The organism is Flavobacterium sp. P3_A6 (genome assembly GCF_056403035.1).
Genome location: NZ_JBFUGG010000013.1, coordinates 81,877 through 98,815, shown reverse-complemented (window position 1 = coordinate 98,815; position 16,939 = coordinate 81,877). Strand labels below are relative to the sequence as shown.

Here is a 16,939-nt window from a genome sequence, read left to right as displayed (position 1 = left end):
TTAATGTGCTGATTAAAAAATTGTCAATAGGTTCCCCCTGTAGTGTGTAGTTTTCGTTTTATAAAAAACGAATCACATAGTCACATAGATTTATAGCTAATGATTAAAGAATGAATAGAAAATACCACTATTTTTTGCATAGATTTATTATGTGAAAAGAAAAATTGCTAATCAGACTTTTTTCAAATACTATAAATTCTATGTTTCTATGTGTTTAGAAAAAATTAGACAAAGGAATTAATAGATGTAAAAAACTGCAAAGAAATAAAATATGCAAATGAAAATGTGTACTAAGGTTATAATGTTAGCGATATCGCTATTCTTTATTAATAAGAGTAATGCCCAAAATCAGCTGCACAATTATGTAGATCCCATGATTGGGTCAGAAGGGGATGGCAGAGTATTTATTGGTCCTTCTTGTCCTTATGGCATGATAAAACCAAGTCCGGATTGTACGGCAAGACCTAATAGTGGATGGCTGCCGTTGCCAACGGAAGTAACAGGATTCAGCCAGGTTCATGTTAGCGGAACCGGCGGTGGGCCTAAATACGGAAATATCCAGATTATGCCTTTTTCTGGAGCTTTGGATAAATTAGACCAAACGGCACATAGGGCTGAAGAAAATGTAAAATTGGGTTATTATGAAACAGTTTTCAAAGAAAATCAGATAAAGACTGAAATAACAACAGCTGAGAAAACTTCTTTTTACCGAATTACTTATCCTAAAAACGCAACCAAAGAGTTAAAGATTGACCCAGGTTTTTTCTTGGGGGAAAATCCTGAACCCTACGCAAGAGAAGCCCAGCAATTTGTTGGTTCCCAAATAGAAATTGTTTCAGATACCGAAGTTAGGGGATACAGCAGGATTAATGGCGGATGGAATAACGGCCGTGCTTATACTGTTTACTTTTGGGCTGTTTTCGATCAGCCAATTGCGAAATATGTTACTTGGAAAGACGGCAAATTTTACGCCAATCAATCGGCGCAATTTGATTCAGGAAAAAAAACGGCTGCTTTAGTTTCTTTTGGCAAAGAAGGAAAACAAGAACTGAACATTAAAATAGGAATCTCTTTTTTGAGTGAGCTAAAAGCAAAAAATAACATTGAAGCAGAAATTCCGCACTGGGATTTTAATACGGTTTTATCTTCCTTGGAAAATAAATGGGAGCAGCTATTAAGCCGTATTAAACTGTCGCCTGATACTTCCATAGAATATAAAAAAATGTTTTACACTGGTTTGTATCACACTATGCTGGCGCCTGTAAATAGAACAGGAGAAAATCCTTTGTGGACGAATGACGAACCTTATTACGATGATTTTTACTGTATTTGGGATACTTTTAGAACTTCAAGCCCTTTGATTACGCTAATCGATCCTAAGCGTCAGGTCGAAATTGTCAATGCTTTATTGAATATATACAAGCGAGAAGGTTATTTGCCGGAAGGCAGAAGCGGTAATGACAATGGCCGTACCCAAGGCGGTTCTAATGCCGAGGTTGTATTGGCTGATGCTTTTGTGAAAAACTTAAAAGGAATCGATTATGAGCTGGCATTAAAAGCGATGCTGAAGGATGCCGAAGCTCCTCCAGGGGGAAATGAAGAGCGGGAAGGCCGTGGCGGATTATTGGAATATTTACGTTTGGGCTATGTGCCTTTTGGCATTGACCGCGCTGGAAACCGTACGATAGATTATGCTTACAACGATTATAATATTGCAACAGTTGCCAAAGGATTGAATCGCTTGGATATTCACGAAAGGTATATGAAACAAGCCGATAATTGGAAGAATTTATGGAGAGCAGATTATGTAAATAATGGAGCCACAGGTTTTATAATGCCCAAAGACGCCTCCGGCAATTGGCTGGATGATGTTGTTTTTGGAGAATCCAAAATTCAAAAGCCAACGTATAAATATACTCCTGTAATTACTGAATCTCCTTGGTATGTTTGCCATTGGTGCGTGTTTTTTTATGAGGGAACTTCTTGGGAATATTCTTTAAGTATCCCGCATGACTTACCCCAAGTTGTTCGTAAATCGGGCGGTGATTTGGCTTTTAAAAACAGATTGGATACCTTTTTTGACACTAAATTGTATGATGTCTCAAACGAGCCTTCTTTTTTGGCGCCAACAATGTATCACTGGATTGGAAAACCTTATTTGAGCAGTGACAGAATCAGGGGAATCATTAAGGAGAATTTCAATACTTCCCATGAAGGATTGCCGGGTAATGACGATTCGGGAGCGATGTCATCCTGGTTGGCTTTTCATATGATGGGTTTGTATCCAAACGCGGGTCAGCCTTATTATTTACTGAATACGCCTTTGATTAAAGAAACGACTTTGCTGCTGGAAGAGGGTAAAAGTTTTAAGATTACGGCCAAAAAATTAAGTGATACTAAAAAGTATGTAAAATCGGCTTTATTAAACGGAAAGCCTTATAACCAAGCATGGATTTTACACGAAGATATCGTTAAGGGAGGCGAATTGATTTTAGAAATGGATTCAAAACCTTCGGCATGGGGAACAACTATTTTACCGCCAACAAAATAATCAGCAGATGAAAAATATAATTATAGCAATCGTTTTTTGTTCACTTTTTCAAGTAGTGAAAGCGCAAGACTACATGCCCACGATTAAAAACAAAACCGAATTGAATTATGTCTGTAAGCTTCATGGTCAAACAAGGACTTTGTCGCTAACCGCCAAAAAGGTTTCGGATACACTTGTATTGGATTTGGTTACCAGAGATGTAAAAAGCAGTATCGTAACAATGCCGGAAGGATTGAAAAATGGAAATGCATTATGCTATAATCAAGGGGAAACTTCTCCTGTTTTAGTCTTGAAACCAACCGAGACATTTTTTATGATTTCGCGGTCAGCCTTTCAGGATTTATTAAAAAACGATAAGTTCATTTATAACAATACCACCTATGTTTTAGATCAAAATAAGGATAAAAGCAGTGTTTCAATTGACGGAAAATCAATTGATGCTTTGCATGTGGTAGCGCAGATTGATGAAACCGAAATGTGGATAGTAAAAAATCCAGATTTTCCTTTAATCTGTAAAATAACTAAAAATCCGCTTGGTATAAATTGGACATTAGTGAAAATAATTGATAAGTAATTGGATATAATTTAAGAGTTTCTTTCTAAGATTTTTTTAAATCTAGTTCTCGCAAAGGCGCAAAGACGCAAAGAAACCAGATCCGAACTTTGCGCCTTTGCGCCTTTGCGAGGCTTAATTAAAGCTTAACTTAATGATATTGGAATCTTAGTTGAGCTGATCGATTTAAAAAAAATATTGGGACACTAGACATAACTAGCAGTTTTTTACCAGTCCACTACACAAAAATAATAAACAGCAACATATGAAACATCAAATGAGCCGTGGTGAATTTATCAGACTATCAAGCCTGACATTAGCGGGAGCTTTAGTTAGTGATATTGTTTCTGCAAATGATTTTTTAAACAGCAATACGGCAAAAGAAGATATTCAATTAATGAAAAAACTCATTTTGAATAATGATGCCAAAGTGAAGAGCATATTGGATAAAGCTCCAATTGAGCCAACTATAAGGATGCGTAATTTTCGTCCTATAGCAAGTTCCATTGCAGTTATGGCAGCTTCTATATCCAATTCAGGTTCTGAATATTATAAGTCCAAAGTTTTGGCCGATAAACTAAATCAGGCAATAGATGTTTTGCTGAAAGAGCAATATCCTGACGGTACATTAGACGCAGGCGGGAATATGCAGTCCCCTCCAGATACAGCCTTTATTTTGGAATATATATGTCCCGTAGCAACAGTTTTAAATCAGGAAAAACAAAAAGATTTAGAGATACTGAGAGACAAATTGAAAAAGTTTATTGTAAATGCAGGAGAAGCTATGATTACTGGTGGCGTTCATACTCCAAATCACAGATGGGTTATTTGTGCAGCTTTGGCAAATATCAATTCCCTGTATCCAGATGCCAGATATATTCGAAGAATTAATGAATGGCTTGCTGAAGGTATTTATATTAATGAAGATGGAGATTATTCAGAAAGGAGCGGTGTTTACTCTGCGGTTATCGACAAGGCATTAATTACTATGGCAGGTTTGCTGCATAAACCAGAATTGTTGGAGATAGTCAGCAAAAACCTGACAACCTATTATTATCATACTGAAACTAATGGAGATTTGATTACTGTCAATTCCAAAAGGCAGGATCAATTTATGAATCTGACTGTTGTTAAATTTTATTTGCAATACCGTTATATGGCAATTCATACCAATAATCCAATGTTTGCATATATGGTTAATGTTATTGAAAATCTTCCAAGTTTTACCAATGATGTACTGTCGGATTCGCTGGTCTTTTTTATGGAAAATGAAGAGCTTCGAAAACCAATTCCAGTTGAAGGGAAGACCGAAAATGATTTTGAAAAGTTTTTTGCAGTTTCAAATCTGGCAAGAATCAGACGCGGGAAAACTTCTGTAACACTATTTGGAGGCAATGATAAACCGATTATGGTTGTTTCGGGAAGATCCTCAAATCCCAACTTTTTGATGTATAGAAAGGGCGAAGCGATTCTAAAATACATGCGCCTGTCCACTTCGTTTTTTAGATTGGGCTATTTTAGTGCCGATGGTATTGTAAAAGAAGGAAATAAATATATATTGAAGGAGACCAAAGAAGGAGACTATTACCAGCCTCTTGCCGAAGAATTTCGTAAAGCAGACGGAGATTACAAGTTATCGCCATCACCAGACGGTCGATTTTGGAATAAAATGGATTTTGATTCGCGAATAAAAAGCAACGTAAAAAAGCAAGTCACAGTGATTGAAATTACCGAAAATGACGGAACTCTGGATTTAGATTTTAAAGTTGACGGACCTCCAAATGTTGAAGTGACAATCGAAATGTGTTTTAAAGAAGGAAGCAGTATTACTGGAGCAATAATGGATGAAAAAAAGAACTATTTTCTGAAATCCGGATTAAGTGCGCTTTCAGCAGGAGGAGACACCATACAATTTGGACCAGGAAAATGCGAACATCAGAACATAGAAAATTTGGACAGTGAAGAATATACCTATCATCAGGGCAGTTTGCGCACCAATGGCGAGCATGTTTATATTACAGGATTTACGCCTTTTCATCATAAAATGACAATTTCTTAATAATATCGAGGAATTCTTCATGTATTTTTGAAAGGTTGTTTTAATTTTACGAAAATTAAAATTAATCCATAAATAATTGAAATTATGAAATTATCATTTATTGCCGCTTTGCTGTTTTGCTGTATTTGTTTTGGACAAAATAATACTGACACCAGTTTGTATATGAAATCTGAAAAAATAACTTACCTGACCGATATAGGCTCAGAATCAGGAGATTTATACCAAACAATTGGGCATCACGGACCTGCAGTTGAAAATGAATGGATGGCTTTGAGAATCTATTTTAGCGATAAAGCAGCTATCGATGTTTATTCTAAAGCAAAACCAGGCTTAGAGCTGAAACAGGCACATTGGTATCCAACCTCTGAACAGCAAAAACAAGGATGGGGAGCGGATTATTATAAAGTTGGTGCTACTGTAGGTTTAGGAGGAATACGCCTTTGGGACGGGGAAAAAGTGGTACCGCTGAATCCAGTATCGAACCGTTTGGCCCGCGTTGGAAAAACGGCCACAACTTCTTGGATGGAAATGATTTCCAAAGGAGTTCCTTACAAAGGGAAAAAAGTAGATATTCTGGTTCGTGTAACTGTATTTTCAGGGAAAAGAGAAGCCAAAGTGGAAGCGGTTAGCTTAACTGGAGAAAAAGTGCAGTTTGTTACTGGAGTAAATTATTTTAAAGATTTTGAAACTAAAAAAGGAGCTAATTATATCGCTGTATGGGGAAAACATCCTGAAGATGTTGCCGCAGAAGTTATAGGAATTGGAGCAGCAATAAAGTACAATCCTAAAGATTATGTAAAAAATACGGATGACGGAACTCAGTATTTGCTAATATCTAAGCCAACCGCATCTTTAGAAACAAAAATTATATCCTCAAGTGCAAGAGAAGAAGAACTAAACACTTTGGATAAATTAGAAGCTTACATAAAAAAGTAAGGTTACTTAATTTACACCAAATTAGCAATAGTTTTAGTTTAATATTTTTTGTTTGAATTGTAAAATACTAGAAGAATAAAATGTCAAAAATTAAGCTAAAACTGTTTTTTATTACCTTATTGGTCAGCCATTTTTTAATTGGATTTAAGTGCCAAGCGCAAAAAGGGACTCAATCTCAAAAGGAGTTTCTAATTACTGATTATGGCTCAAAAGCAGATGGAAAAATGCTAAATACTATAGCTATCCAAAAAGCAATTGATGCTGCTTTCAAAAATAAAGGAGGCGTGGTAGTTTTTCCTAAAGGCATCTTTTTGTCAGGAAGCATTATTTTGAAAAGTAATGTAACTTTATATTTTGAGGAAGGATCGGTATTGTTGGGAAGTGCAAATCCTAAAGATTATTTTAATATGGTTTTTGAGGGAAGGCCTGTTTCTCCAAAAAACGATGACAACTCCCAAATGGCTTTAATTTTAGCGCATAAAGCAAATAACATCGGACTCAAAGGAAAAGGAACAATCGATGGTCAGGGCTTAAAACTGGCTTTGAGTATCGACAGTCTTCATCATGCCGGCATTGCTGTAGATCCCAAATACAGTCTTCGCAGAAACAGACCAAACGAAACCATGAGACCCAAATTATTTCGTTTTTCGCAATGTGATAACGTTTTAATCGAAGGACTGAAGGCAGGAGAAGCCTCCTGTTGGGGATTATCTTTTGAATTATGCACAAATCTTACACTGGATAATCTTACCATTGTGAACCGCTCGTATTGGAACAACGACGGAATAGATATTACTGATTGTAAGAATGTTAAGGTTGTCAATTGCGATATAAATGCCGCCGATGATGGTATTTGTTTAAAATCGTACTATCCGGGATATTGTAATGAAGCCGTTTATATCGCGAATTGTACCATTAAGTCCAGTGCCAGTGCGATAAAATTTGGAACGGCTTCCTTTGGTGGATTTAAAAATGTGACCATCAGAGATATTAAGGTTTATGATACATTTAGATCTGCAATTGCCATTGAATCTGTTGATGGCGCGGTTATAGAAAACATAGATGTTTCAAACATACAAGCCGTAAATACAGGCAATGCCATTTTTATACGCTTAGGACAGCGAACTGGCGATAAACCGGGAAGCATAAAAAATGTAAGTATCAAAAACATAAAAGTGCAAGTGCCATTTGGTCGTCCGGATAGCAATTATGATTTAAGAGGACCGGAAGTTGATTTTTTCCATAATCCGTTTCCTTCCTCAATAGTTGGTTTGGAAGGCTATGCAGTCGAAAATGTAACTTTAGAAAACATTGAAATAAATTATCCGGGAAGAGCCTCAAAAGGGATGGCGTATATTCCGTTAAGCCGATTGAATCAGGTGCCGGAAGCAGTAAAAGATTATCCTGAATTTTCTATGTTTGGAGAATTGCCTGCTTATGGTTTTTATGTGAGACATGCCAATGGAATAAGTATGAAAAACATCAAACTAACATTGGAGGATGCTGATTTTAGGCCTGCCTTTGTTTTTGATGATATTCAAAATTTAAGAATGGAAGCCATAGACCTTCCGAAAGAAAAACAAAAACAGCTTATCTTTAATAATGTTATTTCATCAATTCTGGAAGATCAATTATTAGAACAAAAAATAGAAATTAAGAAAAAGTAATGATTGTAAACATTCGAAAGTATTGCCCTATCCTTTTAATTTTAAGTACCATCATTTGCAGTTTTACAAATGATGGTACTCATCTTAATGACATTCAGGTTATCGGCAGTCATAACTCTTATAAAATCGCTATTGAAGAACCTTTGTTTAATTATTTGTTTAAACTGGATTCTTCAAGAGCAAAATCACTGCAGTACAGTCACATTCCTTTGGAACAGCAGCTGGATTTAGGACTGCGAAATCTAGAATTGGATGTTTTATATGATCCCCATGGTGGCTATTACTCGAATCCAAAAGGATTGGAAATTGTGAAAAGTATGGGACAGGAACCTCTAGCTTTTGATGAAGAACAAAAACTAAAAAAGCCAGGCTTAAAAATGTTTCATATTCAGGATATTGATTTTAGAAGTCATTATCTATTGTTTAGAGAAGGTTTATTGGCTTTAAAAAAATGGTCTGATAAACACCCGAATCACACACCCATTTTTATTTTGATGAATACAAAAGATCAGGCTGTCGAAAAATTACGAACGCCATTGCCCTTTACAGCAAAAGCTTTGGATAGTATTGATATAGAAATAAAAAGCGTTTTTTCAAAGCGTCAGCTAATTACGCCAGATCTGGTAAGAGGAAATTTTAAAACACTAGAAGAAGCAATTCTAAAAAAAGGCTGGCCTGAACTGAAGGATGTAAAAGGACGTTTTCTTTTTGTATTAGATGAAAAAGAAGAAAAAATCAATCGGTATTTAGAGAATCATTTTTCGCTAAAAAACAGAATTTTATTTGTCAACAGCCAAGAAGGAAATCCCGAAGCAGCGTTCCGGATCATAAACGACCCGATTAAGGATTTTGACTATATTAAAGAATTAGTAGCTAAAGGCTATATGGTTCGTACCAGAGCAGATTCGGATACCAAACAGGCCAGAACTAATGATTATAGCGCATTTGAAAAAGCCAAAGTATCCGGGGCACAAATCATTTCAACCGATTATTATCTGCCATCCAAATTATTTAAATCGGATTTCAAGATTTCTTTTGAAAACAATACTTTTGAACGAATAAAAAAATAATGTAATGAATTACAGAACCAGCTTTTTTAGATTACTCTTTTGTTTAAGTTTTATCGTTTCGGCTTATAGTCAAGTAAAAAAACCAGAGGCTTATGGTCCCGTTCCCAGTGAAAACCAAATGAAATGGCAGGAAATGGAATATTACGGTTTTATTCATTTATCTGTAAATACATACACAGATATGTCTTGGGGAAAAGGAGATGAGGATCCAAAGATATTTAATCCAACGAATTTAGATTGCAGACAATGGGTTCGAATCTGTAAGGAGGCAGGAATGAAAGGGATTATACTTACTGCAAAACACCATAGTGGTTTTTGTTTGTGGCCATCAAAATATACAGAGTATTCTGTAAAAAATTCCCCTTGGAAAAATGGTAAGGGAGATATTATGCGTGAAATGGCTGATGCTTGTAAAGAATATGGTTTGAAATTAGGAGTATATCTTTCTCCATGGGATCGAAATCATCCGGATTATGGAAAACCAGAATATATTACTTATTTCCGAAATCAATTAACAGAGCTTCTGACCAATTATGGAGATATTTTCGAAGTTTGGTTTGATGGAGCAAATGGTGGCGATGGATATTATGGCGGAGCAAATGAAACTCGTAAAATTGACCGTAAGACTTATTATGATTGGAAAAATACGTACGATCTTGTTCGTAAATTACAGCCCAATATCGTGATTTGGAATGATAATGGCGACAGAGCAGATCTTCGCTGGGTAGGAACTGAAGCTGGTTATGTAGGTAAAACCAATTGGAGTCTGCTAAATGGTACGGGTGCAGTCACAGAAAATATGCTTAGTTATGGTTTAGAAGACGGCGATTCTTGGGTTCCTGCTGAAGTTAATACTTCCATTCGGCCAGAATGGTTTTACCATGTAAGGGAGGACAGTAAAGTAAAAACAGTACCAGAGCTTATGGAAATCTATTATAATTCTGTCGGTCGTAATGGTACTTTACTGCTTAATTTTCCAGTTATGCCAAACGGTTTAATTCATAAAAATGATGAAAAAACAGCTTTAGAATTTGCTCAGGCACAAAAGGAAGCTTTTGCTTTCAATCTTGCTAAAAAAGTAAAAATTGAAGTTTCAAACTTTAAAGAGAACAATGCAAAATTTGATGCAGTTAATGTAATAGATGATAATAAGGAAACCTATTGGGGAACGGATGACAACATTAATACTGCCTCATTGACTATATATTTCGACAAGCCGACCACTTTCAACCGTTTTCTGGTTCAGGAATATATTCGTCTGGGACAACGAGTGAAATCTTTTACTGTTGAAGCCTATGTCAAAGGGGAATGGAAGGAATTGGCAAAGGAAACTACTATTGGTTATAAACGGATACTTTGTTTTCCGACGGTAGAGACTACAAAGCTTCGCTTTACTATCACAGATTCAAAAAGTAATCCTCTTATTTCTAATATTGAAATTTATAATGCTCCCCAAATATTAATTCCTCCAACAATAATTCGGGAAAAATCTGGAGATATAAGCATTATCCCAGCTGACTCTAAATTTATAGTTTATTATACGCTGAATGGTGAAGATCCTACACCGAATTCAAATAAATATAGTGGGCAGATTAAAACAGAGAATGGAAAAGTAAAAGTTAAGGCTATAGCTTTTAACCCAATTACTGGAAAAAGCAGCTCTGTAATTGAAGAAAAATTTGATATAGCTAGGAAAAATTGGAAAATTCTGGATGTTAATGATGAGGAAGCTTATAAAATTATTGATGGAAAATCAAGTACAGTTTGGTTTCAGGATAAAAATAAAAAGATGCCTGTTGATTTGGTGATTGATTTGGGCAAAGCAGAAAAATTAATTGGTTTTAGATATCTGCCAGACCAAAATTTGAGGTCTAAAGGTATTATTACAAATTATAAATTCTATATTTCGCAGGATAATAACACATGGGAATTAGTTAATGAGGGAGAATTTTCAAATATTAACAACAATCCTTTGTGGCAAAATAAAAGTTTTAAGTTAGTAAAAGCACGTTATATAAAGTTTAGGGCATTGAAAAACACTCAGAGTGATGATAGTGTTGGTTACTCAGAAATTGATGTTGTTACTGAATAATTTTGATCAAGAAGTTTTAGAAAAAAAAATGTATGTTAAGAATATCAGGTTTACTATTGCTGTTGTTTTCTTTCTATGCCTGTAAATCACAGCAGCCGGAAAGAAAAATACCTGTAAAGATTGCTTTTATTGCTGATGCTCATTTGGGGGATATTTTTGGAAAATTTCAAGACAATAATTACCAAGGAATCAAAAATCCGGTGACTGGCGAATATGCCAATATTAGAACGATGAATTCGCAATTGCATTCGACCAGAATCTTCAATGAAAATTATTTTGCCTTTTTGGAAGCGTTGAATGATATCTCCAAAAGGGGAATTAAGCAAGTGGTGCTTCCCGGCGATTTTAGTGATGACGGACAGCCAATCCATGTTAGGGGATTGAGAAAAATACTGGATGAATATTCCAAAAAATACGGCATGTCATTTTTTGTGACAACTGGAAACCATGATGCAGTAAGGCCTTTTTCTCAGGAGGCTTCAAAAACTGATTTTTTAGGCAAAGACGGTAAAGAACAAATTATCAGCAGTTCTAAAACTGACTTGGCCAAACAGGAAAATCAGCTGGAACCCATAATCACATCGGATATAAAAAACGGGGGGTATAAAGAGACATTGAATGAAATGGCGGATTTTGGTTTCTTTCCAAAAAAGAATTATTTGTATTGGGAAACTCCTTTTTCAAGTTATGCTTATGAAGACTATAATTTTGATAAAGCTTTAAAAGCATCCGTATTAGAAAAAAGAACTTATGCCCTTAAAAACACCAATTTATTCCTTCCCGATGCGAGTTATTTGGTTGAACCAATAAAAGGGGTCTGGCTTTTGGCAATAGATGCCAATGCATATGTCCCAAATCAAAAATTATCAGGACTGGCAGACAATCCGCATGATTTTTCTGGTGCAAGCATTGGTTATAATAATGTGCTCATTTATAAAAAACATTTAATAGAATGGGTAAAAAAAGTTGCGGCAGAAGCAAAACAAAGAGGAAAAATACTGATTGCCTTTAGCCATTATCCTATGATCGATTTTAACGATGATGCTTCACCAGAAATGAAGCTTCTTTTTGGTTCCAATAAAATGCAGCTGGACAGAGTGCCTAACGAAGAAGTTGCCCAGACATTTGCCGATGCGGGTATCCAGATTCATTTTGGCGGACACATGCACATTAACGATACGGGAGTACGGACAACTGCAAAAGGCAATACTTTATTTAATATTCAAACGCCTTCTTTGGCTGCTTATATGCCAGCGTATAAAATACTGACTGTTCATTCTAATTCTGAAGTTGAGGTAGAAACGGTTGTGGTGGGTTCTGTTCCAAAGTTTAACAGTTTATTCCCTTTTTATGAAGAAGAGTACGCCCATTTGCAAAATATAAAAAGCCCTGCTATTTGGAATAAAGACATTCTGAAAGCAAAAGATTATGAAGATTTCACCCAATGGCATCTAAAAGAATTAGTGCGGCTTCGGTTTTTGCCTGAAGATTTTCCGGTAGATTTTTTAGCGTCTATCTTAAAACTTTCCGGCTGGGATTTATTGCAGATTAATAAAAATACTGCAGCTATTGAAAAACAATTATTAGTCAATAATCTGACTGTTCAGGATTTTGAATCATGGACCGGTTTTGATATGATATTCGATTTTTACAGATTAAAAAATGCTGATGAATTAGCCATTCCGGAAATTGGCGCTAAGAAATTAAAGCAATACCAAATGGTATGTGAGCAGTTAGAAAAAGCGGGTGACGGGAAGCTGGCTTTATGGTCAAAAATAGTGCTGAAAACAATGAATGGAAAACCGTCCAATCATTTTAAAATCAATCTGAATACCAGTCAGATAGAGCGTGTGAGCCAATAGAAAAACCTTGAAATTATTGACGCAAAAATTGTAAATTGCATTTATAAATCATTTTATGAAACGGAATTCTTTTATATTATTTTTTAGTTTAGTCACTTTTTATTTTTCGCATTCGCAGAATATAAAATTTGATCATTATAATGACAATAATGGATTGTCGCATAATTCTGTTAGGCATATTGTCCAAGACAAAAAAGGATTTATGTGGTTTGGCACGTTCTCGGGACTGAATCGTTTTGACGGGTATCAGTTTAAAAAATACATGAGTTCTTCGACAAGTGAAAACAGACTGCAGAATGATGATATAACTGCTTTAGAGCTTGATGAAACCTCTAGTAATTTATGGATAGGCACAAGAAAAGGACTGACACTTTATAAAATTGACACCGACCAGTTCACTACTTTTTTGCCGGAAATAAATAATCCAAAAAGTTTGCCGGACGAAGAAATCAGAGCAGTGCATGCAGATAAATTTAAAAGGATTTGGGTAGGAACCAAAACCAAGGGAGTTTATATGTTTTTTCTAAAAGAAAACCGATTCGAAAAAGTTTCAATACCTGGATTTGAATATGTAAATGAAATTTTTGAAGACAAAAAAGGAGGGATTTGGGTTGGCAGTTATGAAACCGGGTCGGTGGCAAAAATCACTTTAGACAATAAAGGCGAAATTGTGCGGATTAATAATTATGCGCTAACCGTGCCTAATTCAGGCGGAAAGAATCCGTACATTAATTTTATTTATGAAAATGCAAAGTCTGATATTTTTATAGGAACCCGTGAAGGATTGTATAAACTCGATAAATCAGCAAATAAATTTGTAAATCTGTATATTGAAAATAAAGAAATCAGGAATAATTTAGGGCCATATTTTTTGTCTGTGGCTCAGGCTCCAGATGGGAAATACTGGGTTGGGACTCTAGGAGGCTTACTCGTCTGCAATCAATTGGAGGACATACAAAAAGGGAATTATAAATGGTATTATTCAAAATTATCTGATGATACCTCAATAATTGACAATTTAGTATCGGCATTGTATTTTGATTCTTCCGGAGTTTTATGGATTGGAACAGAAGACGGATTAGATAAATACGATCCTTATGAAAACCAGTTTGTCCTCAATAAAGACATATCAAATTATATAGGAAACCAAGCTCCCCGCATACGCGGTTTTTCTAAAACCTATGATGGAAAAGTAATTGTAGAAACAAGGCACAACGGACTTTTTATATCTAATGCTAAAGGTTTCAAACCGTTATATGACAGTAAAAAAGACATGGCAAGCATTTATTCCGATGATGGGAAAATATTCTACTGCGGGCTCTGGAACGGTAATGTACTGGTTTATAATTATACGAACAATACTTCAAAAGAGGTTAGCGTAGGATTTAATACAACGCCTGTATTTGCTTTTAATAAGATTGGGGAACAAACTGTCATGATTGGTTCTTTTGGAGAAGGAGCAGTTATATTAAATACCAAAACACTACAGGTACAAACTGCTGCGGGTAAATTACTTCCAGGATTTCAAATCAATGCCATCGAAACAGATAATGCTAATAATGTTTGGTTTGCCACAGAAACAGGTGTGGCGAAATACAATAGTAAATCGGGTCAGATTAAAATATATAAGGCGCTGTATGCAAAAGAGAAAGGCATTCCGCACGATGATAATATTAGCGATATACTAGTTGATTCAAAAGGAAGAATATGGGCTTCTACACGTGTAGGTTTATGTCTTTATGACCGCTTAAATGACAATTTTAAACCCATTACCAATCCCAAAGAACTATCCGGGAATTGGATTACGGATATGTTATCGGACACCAATGGGGATTTATGGTTAAATATCAATAACAATACTATTGCAAGACTTAAATCCAATTTAAAAGATGTAAATGTTTACCATGTAAAAAGCGGCAACCGATTGGATGTTTTCAGTTCAAGCAGTTTTTTTAATTTTAACAGTTCGACCATTTATTTAGGAAGCAAAAATGGGATCATTTATTTTTCGCTTGATAAAATAATAAATAATAAATGGTCTCCAACGCCTATTATTACTGAATTCAAAATTCAGAATGAAGAGATATTCCCAAGAACAGAAATTAATGGGCAAGTACCGCTTTTGAATGATTTAAATTACAGCAAAAAAGTGGAACTCAGTTATAAAAACCGCGATTTCTCGCTTCAGTTTTCTACTCCGTCTTATACAAACGAAAAGCTTAACAGGTTTGAATATATGCTGGAAGGTTTTGACAAGAACTGGATCTCTACGAACAGTAATTCAAGAACCGTTCAGTATACCAATCTTTTTCCGGGGAAATATACTTTTAAAATAAAATCAAGCAATAGCGACGGACATTGGAGTAAGACAGTTTCTTATGAAATAATAATCCGCCCGCCTTTCTGGCTGACACCAATAGCCCTGCTGTTATTTCTTGTGCTGCTATCTATTGTTTTTTATTTCGTCAGAAAAGAGATTAGAAACCGCATCAGATTAAAACAGGAATTATTGACCGAAAAAATAAACAGGGAACAGGATATTAAGCTGAATAATGAAAAGCTCCGTTTTTTTACAAATATTTCTCATGAGTTAAGAACTCCTTTGACTCTGATTTTAGGACCAGCTAAACAATTAATGGAGGAAGGAAATGCCAGCGAATATCAAAAGAGCAGGTATAATTTGATTCATCAAAATGCGAGCAGGATGCTAAATTTGGTTAACCAGGTACTGGATTTTAGAAGAGCGCAGGCAGGAGAATTAAAACTTAAAGCTTCAGAAACTGATATTGTTGCCTATTCTAAAAACATCTTTGATTCTTTTAAAGAACTGGCTTTTAATAAAAATGTTGTATTAAACTTTAATACAGAAAACGATACTATAATTGGCTGGGTAGATAATGATAAGTATGATAAAATTTTATACAATCTTTTATCCAATGCTTTAAAGTTTACAAATAAATATGGGACTGTAGATTTGTTTATTCGATTAAAAGACGGAGAAAATATATTAGTTATTGAAGTAAGCGATAACGGAATAGGAATTCCTTTAAAAAGCCAGGAGAAAATTTTTAAGCGCTTTTATCAGGTCAGCAACAGTAAAACGCACAATACAGGATCTGGGATTGGCCTGTCATTGGTAAAATCATTGGTAACACTTCATAAGGGGAATATTAAAGTAGAAAGCACGCCTGGAAGCGGAAGCACATTTACAGTTGAAATTCCAATTGACCGCAGTTTTTATAATGATAAGGAAGTATTTGAATATGTTTTAAAAAACAGCAATCTTAGTATGTCTATTCCTGAAAAAACGGTGAAAAAAATACTTCAAAATACAGAGTTAAAACAAAAAATATTAGTTGTCGAAGATAATACGGAACTTAGAAAATATTTAGTGGATTATTTATCCGATTATTACAAAGTTTACGACGCAGAAAACGGAATGGAAGGACTTAAAATCTGCAGACAGATTAAACCTATTCTATGTGTTGCTGATGTTATGATGCCAGTTATGAATGGACTCGAGTTTTGTACTGAACTAAAAAAGGATGAATTTATCAGCCATATCCCTGTTGTTTTATTAACGGCTCTTTCTGAAAATGAAGATAAGGTAAAAGGATACGGTATTGGTGCTGACGGTTATATCGTAAAACCGTTCGAACCTTCGTTACTCAAAACAGTTATAGAAAATATTATAAAATCAAGATTAGAATTAAAGGAAAAATTCTCCGGTGAAGTTGAAAGCAAGGTTGGCTTACTTACACATTCTCCTATTGACGAAGAGTTTATGACAAAAATTACTGCTTTGATAAATGACAATTTGGACGAGATCGATTTGTCAACAGAGTTTTTGTGTGACAAATTAGGAGTAAGCTCTTCAAAATTATACCGAAAAATTAAAGAACTTACAGATTTGGCTCCTAATGAGTTTATCAGAACCATTCGTTTAAAAAAGGCGGCACAGCTTTTAAAGACAAAAAGATATAATGTTTCTGAAGTAACAGAATTAGTAGGGTTTAATGATCCCTTATATTTTAGCCGATGTTTTAAAAAACAGTTTGGATTTCCGCCAAGCAAGTTAATTAACGGCTAATGTTCTAAAGTGGTATAAATCATTCGTCTAATCGAAATCTATCCATATTTTTGATGAAT

The 16,939-nt window shown here is 35.1% G+C and carries 9 protein-coding genes; all 9 read left to right on the top strand.

Annotated elements, in window-relative coordinates:
- Window positions 1-277: 277 nt before the first annotated feature.
- The 9 genes from AC1DVP_RS13875 to AC1DVP_RS13835 all read left to right on the top strand — a co-directional run bounded on the left by AC1DVP_RS13875 (window position 278) and on the right by AC1DVP_RS13835 (window position 16,880).
- Window positions 278-2,551, top strand: a complete 2,274-nt coding sequence (locus AC1DVP_RS13875; RefSeq protein WP_477184075.1) for a GH92 family glycosyl hydrolase — start codon at window positions 278-280, stop codon at window positions 2,549-2,551.
- A 7-nt stretch (window positions 2,552-2,558) separates the two neighbouring features.
- The gene (locus tag AC1DVP_RS13870; RefSeq protein ID WP_477184074.1) at window positions 2,559-3,125 is read left to right on the top strand and encodes a hypothetical protein; all 567 of its coding nucleotides are present in this window, start codon (window positions 2,559-2,561) and stop codon (window positions 3,123-3,125) included.
- A gap of 244 nt (window positions 3,126-3,369) precedes the next feature.
- Window positions 3,370-5,163 (top strand): hypothetical protein, encoded by a 1,794-nt coding sequence (locus AC1DVP_RS13865; protein ID WP_477184073.1) that lies wholly within the window; start codon window positions 3,370-3,372, stop codon window positions 5,161-5,163.
- An 84-nt stretch (window positions 5,164-5,247) separates the two neighbouring features.
- Window positions 5,248-6,099 carry a DUF4861 family protein gene (locus AC1DVP_RS13860; protein WP_477184072.1) on the top strand — a complete coding sequence of 284 codons (852 nt, stop codon included), beginning with the start codon at window positions 5,248-5,250 and terminating at the stop codon, window positions 6,097-6,099.
- Window positions 6,100-6,179: 80 nt separating this feature from the next.
- Window positions 6,180-7,766 carry a glycoside hydrolase family 28 protein gene (locus AC1DVP_RS13855; RefSeq protein ID WP_477184071.1) on the top strand — a complete coding sequence of 529 codons (1,587 nt, stop codon included), beginning with the start codon at window positions 6,180-6,182 and terminating at the stop codon, window positions 7,764-7,766.
- Entirely contained in the window at window positions 7,766-8,836 is a 1,071-nt protein-coding gene (locus AC1DVP_RS13850) for a phosphatidylinositol-specific phospholipase C1-like protein (RefSeq protein WP_477184070.1), read from the top strand. Before AC1DVP_RS13855 ends, AC1DVP_RS13850 begins: the two co-directional genes overlap by 1 nt.
- A 4-nt stretch (window positions 8,837-8,840) precedes the next feature.
- On the top strand, window positions 8,841-10,928 hold the full coding sequence (locus AC1DVP_RS13845; protein ID WP_477184069.1) for an alpha-L-fucosidase: 2,088 nt from the start codon (window positions 8,841-8,843) through the stop codon (window positions 10,926-10,928).
- A gap of 32 nt (window positions 10,929-10,960) precedes the next feature.
- Complete coding sequence (locus tag AC1DVP_RS13840) at window positions 10,961-12,790, top strand: metallophosphoesterase family protein (RefSeq protein ID WP_477184068.1); 1,830 nt, start codon at window positions 10,961-10,963, stop codon at window positions 12,788-12,790.
- 55 nt (window positions 12,791-12,845) lie between these two features.
- Window positions 12,846-16,880 carry a hybrid sensor histidine kinase/response regulator transcription factor gene (locus AC1DVP_RS13835; protein ID WP_477184067.1) on the top strand — a complete coding sequence of 1,345 codons (4,035 nt, stop codon included), beginning with the start codon at window positions 12,846-12,848 and terminating at the stop codon, window positions 16,878-16,880.
- Window positions 16,881-16,939: the final 59 nt, after the last annotated feature.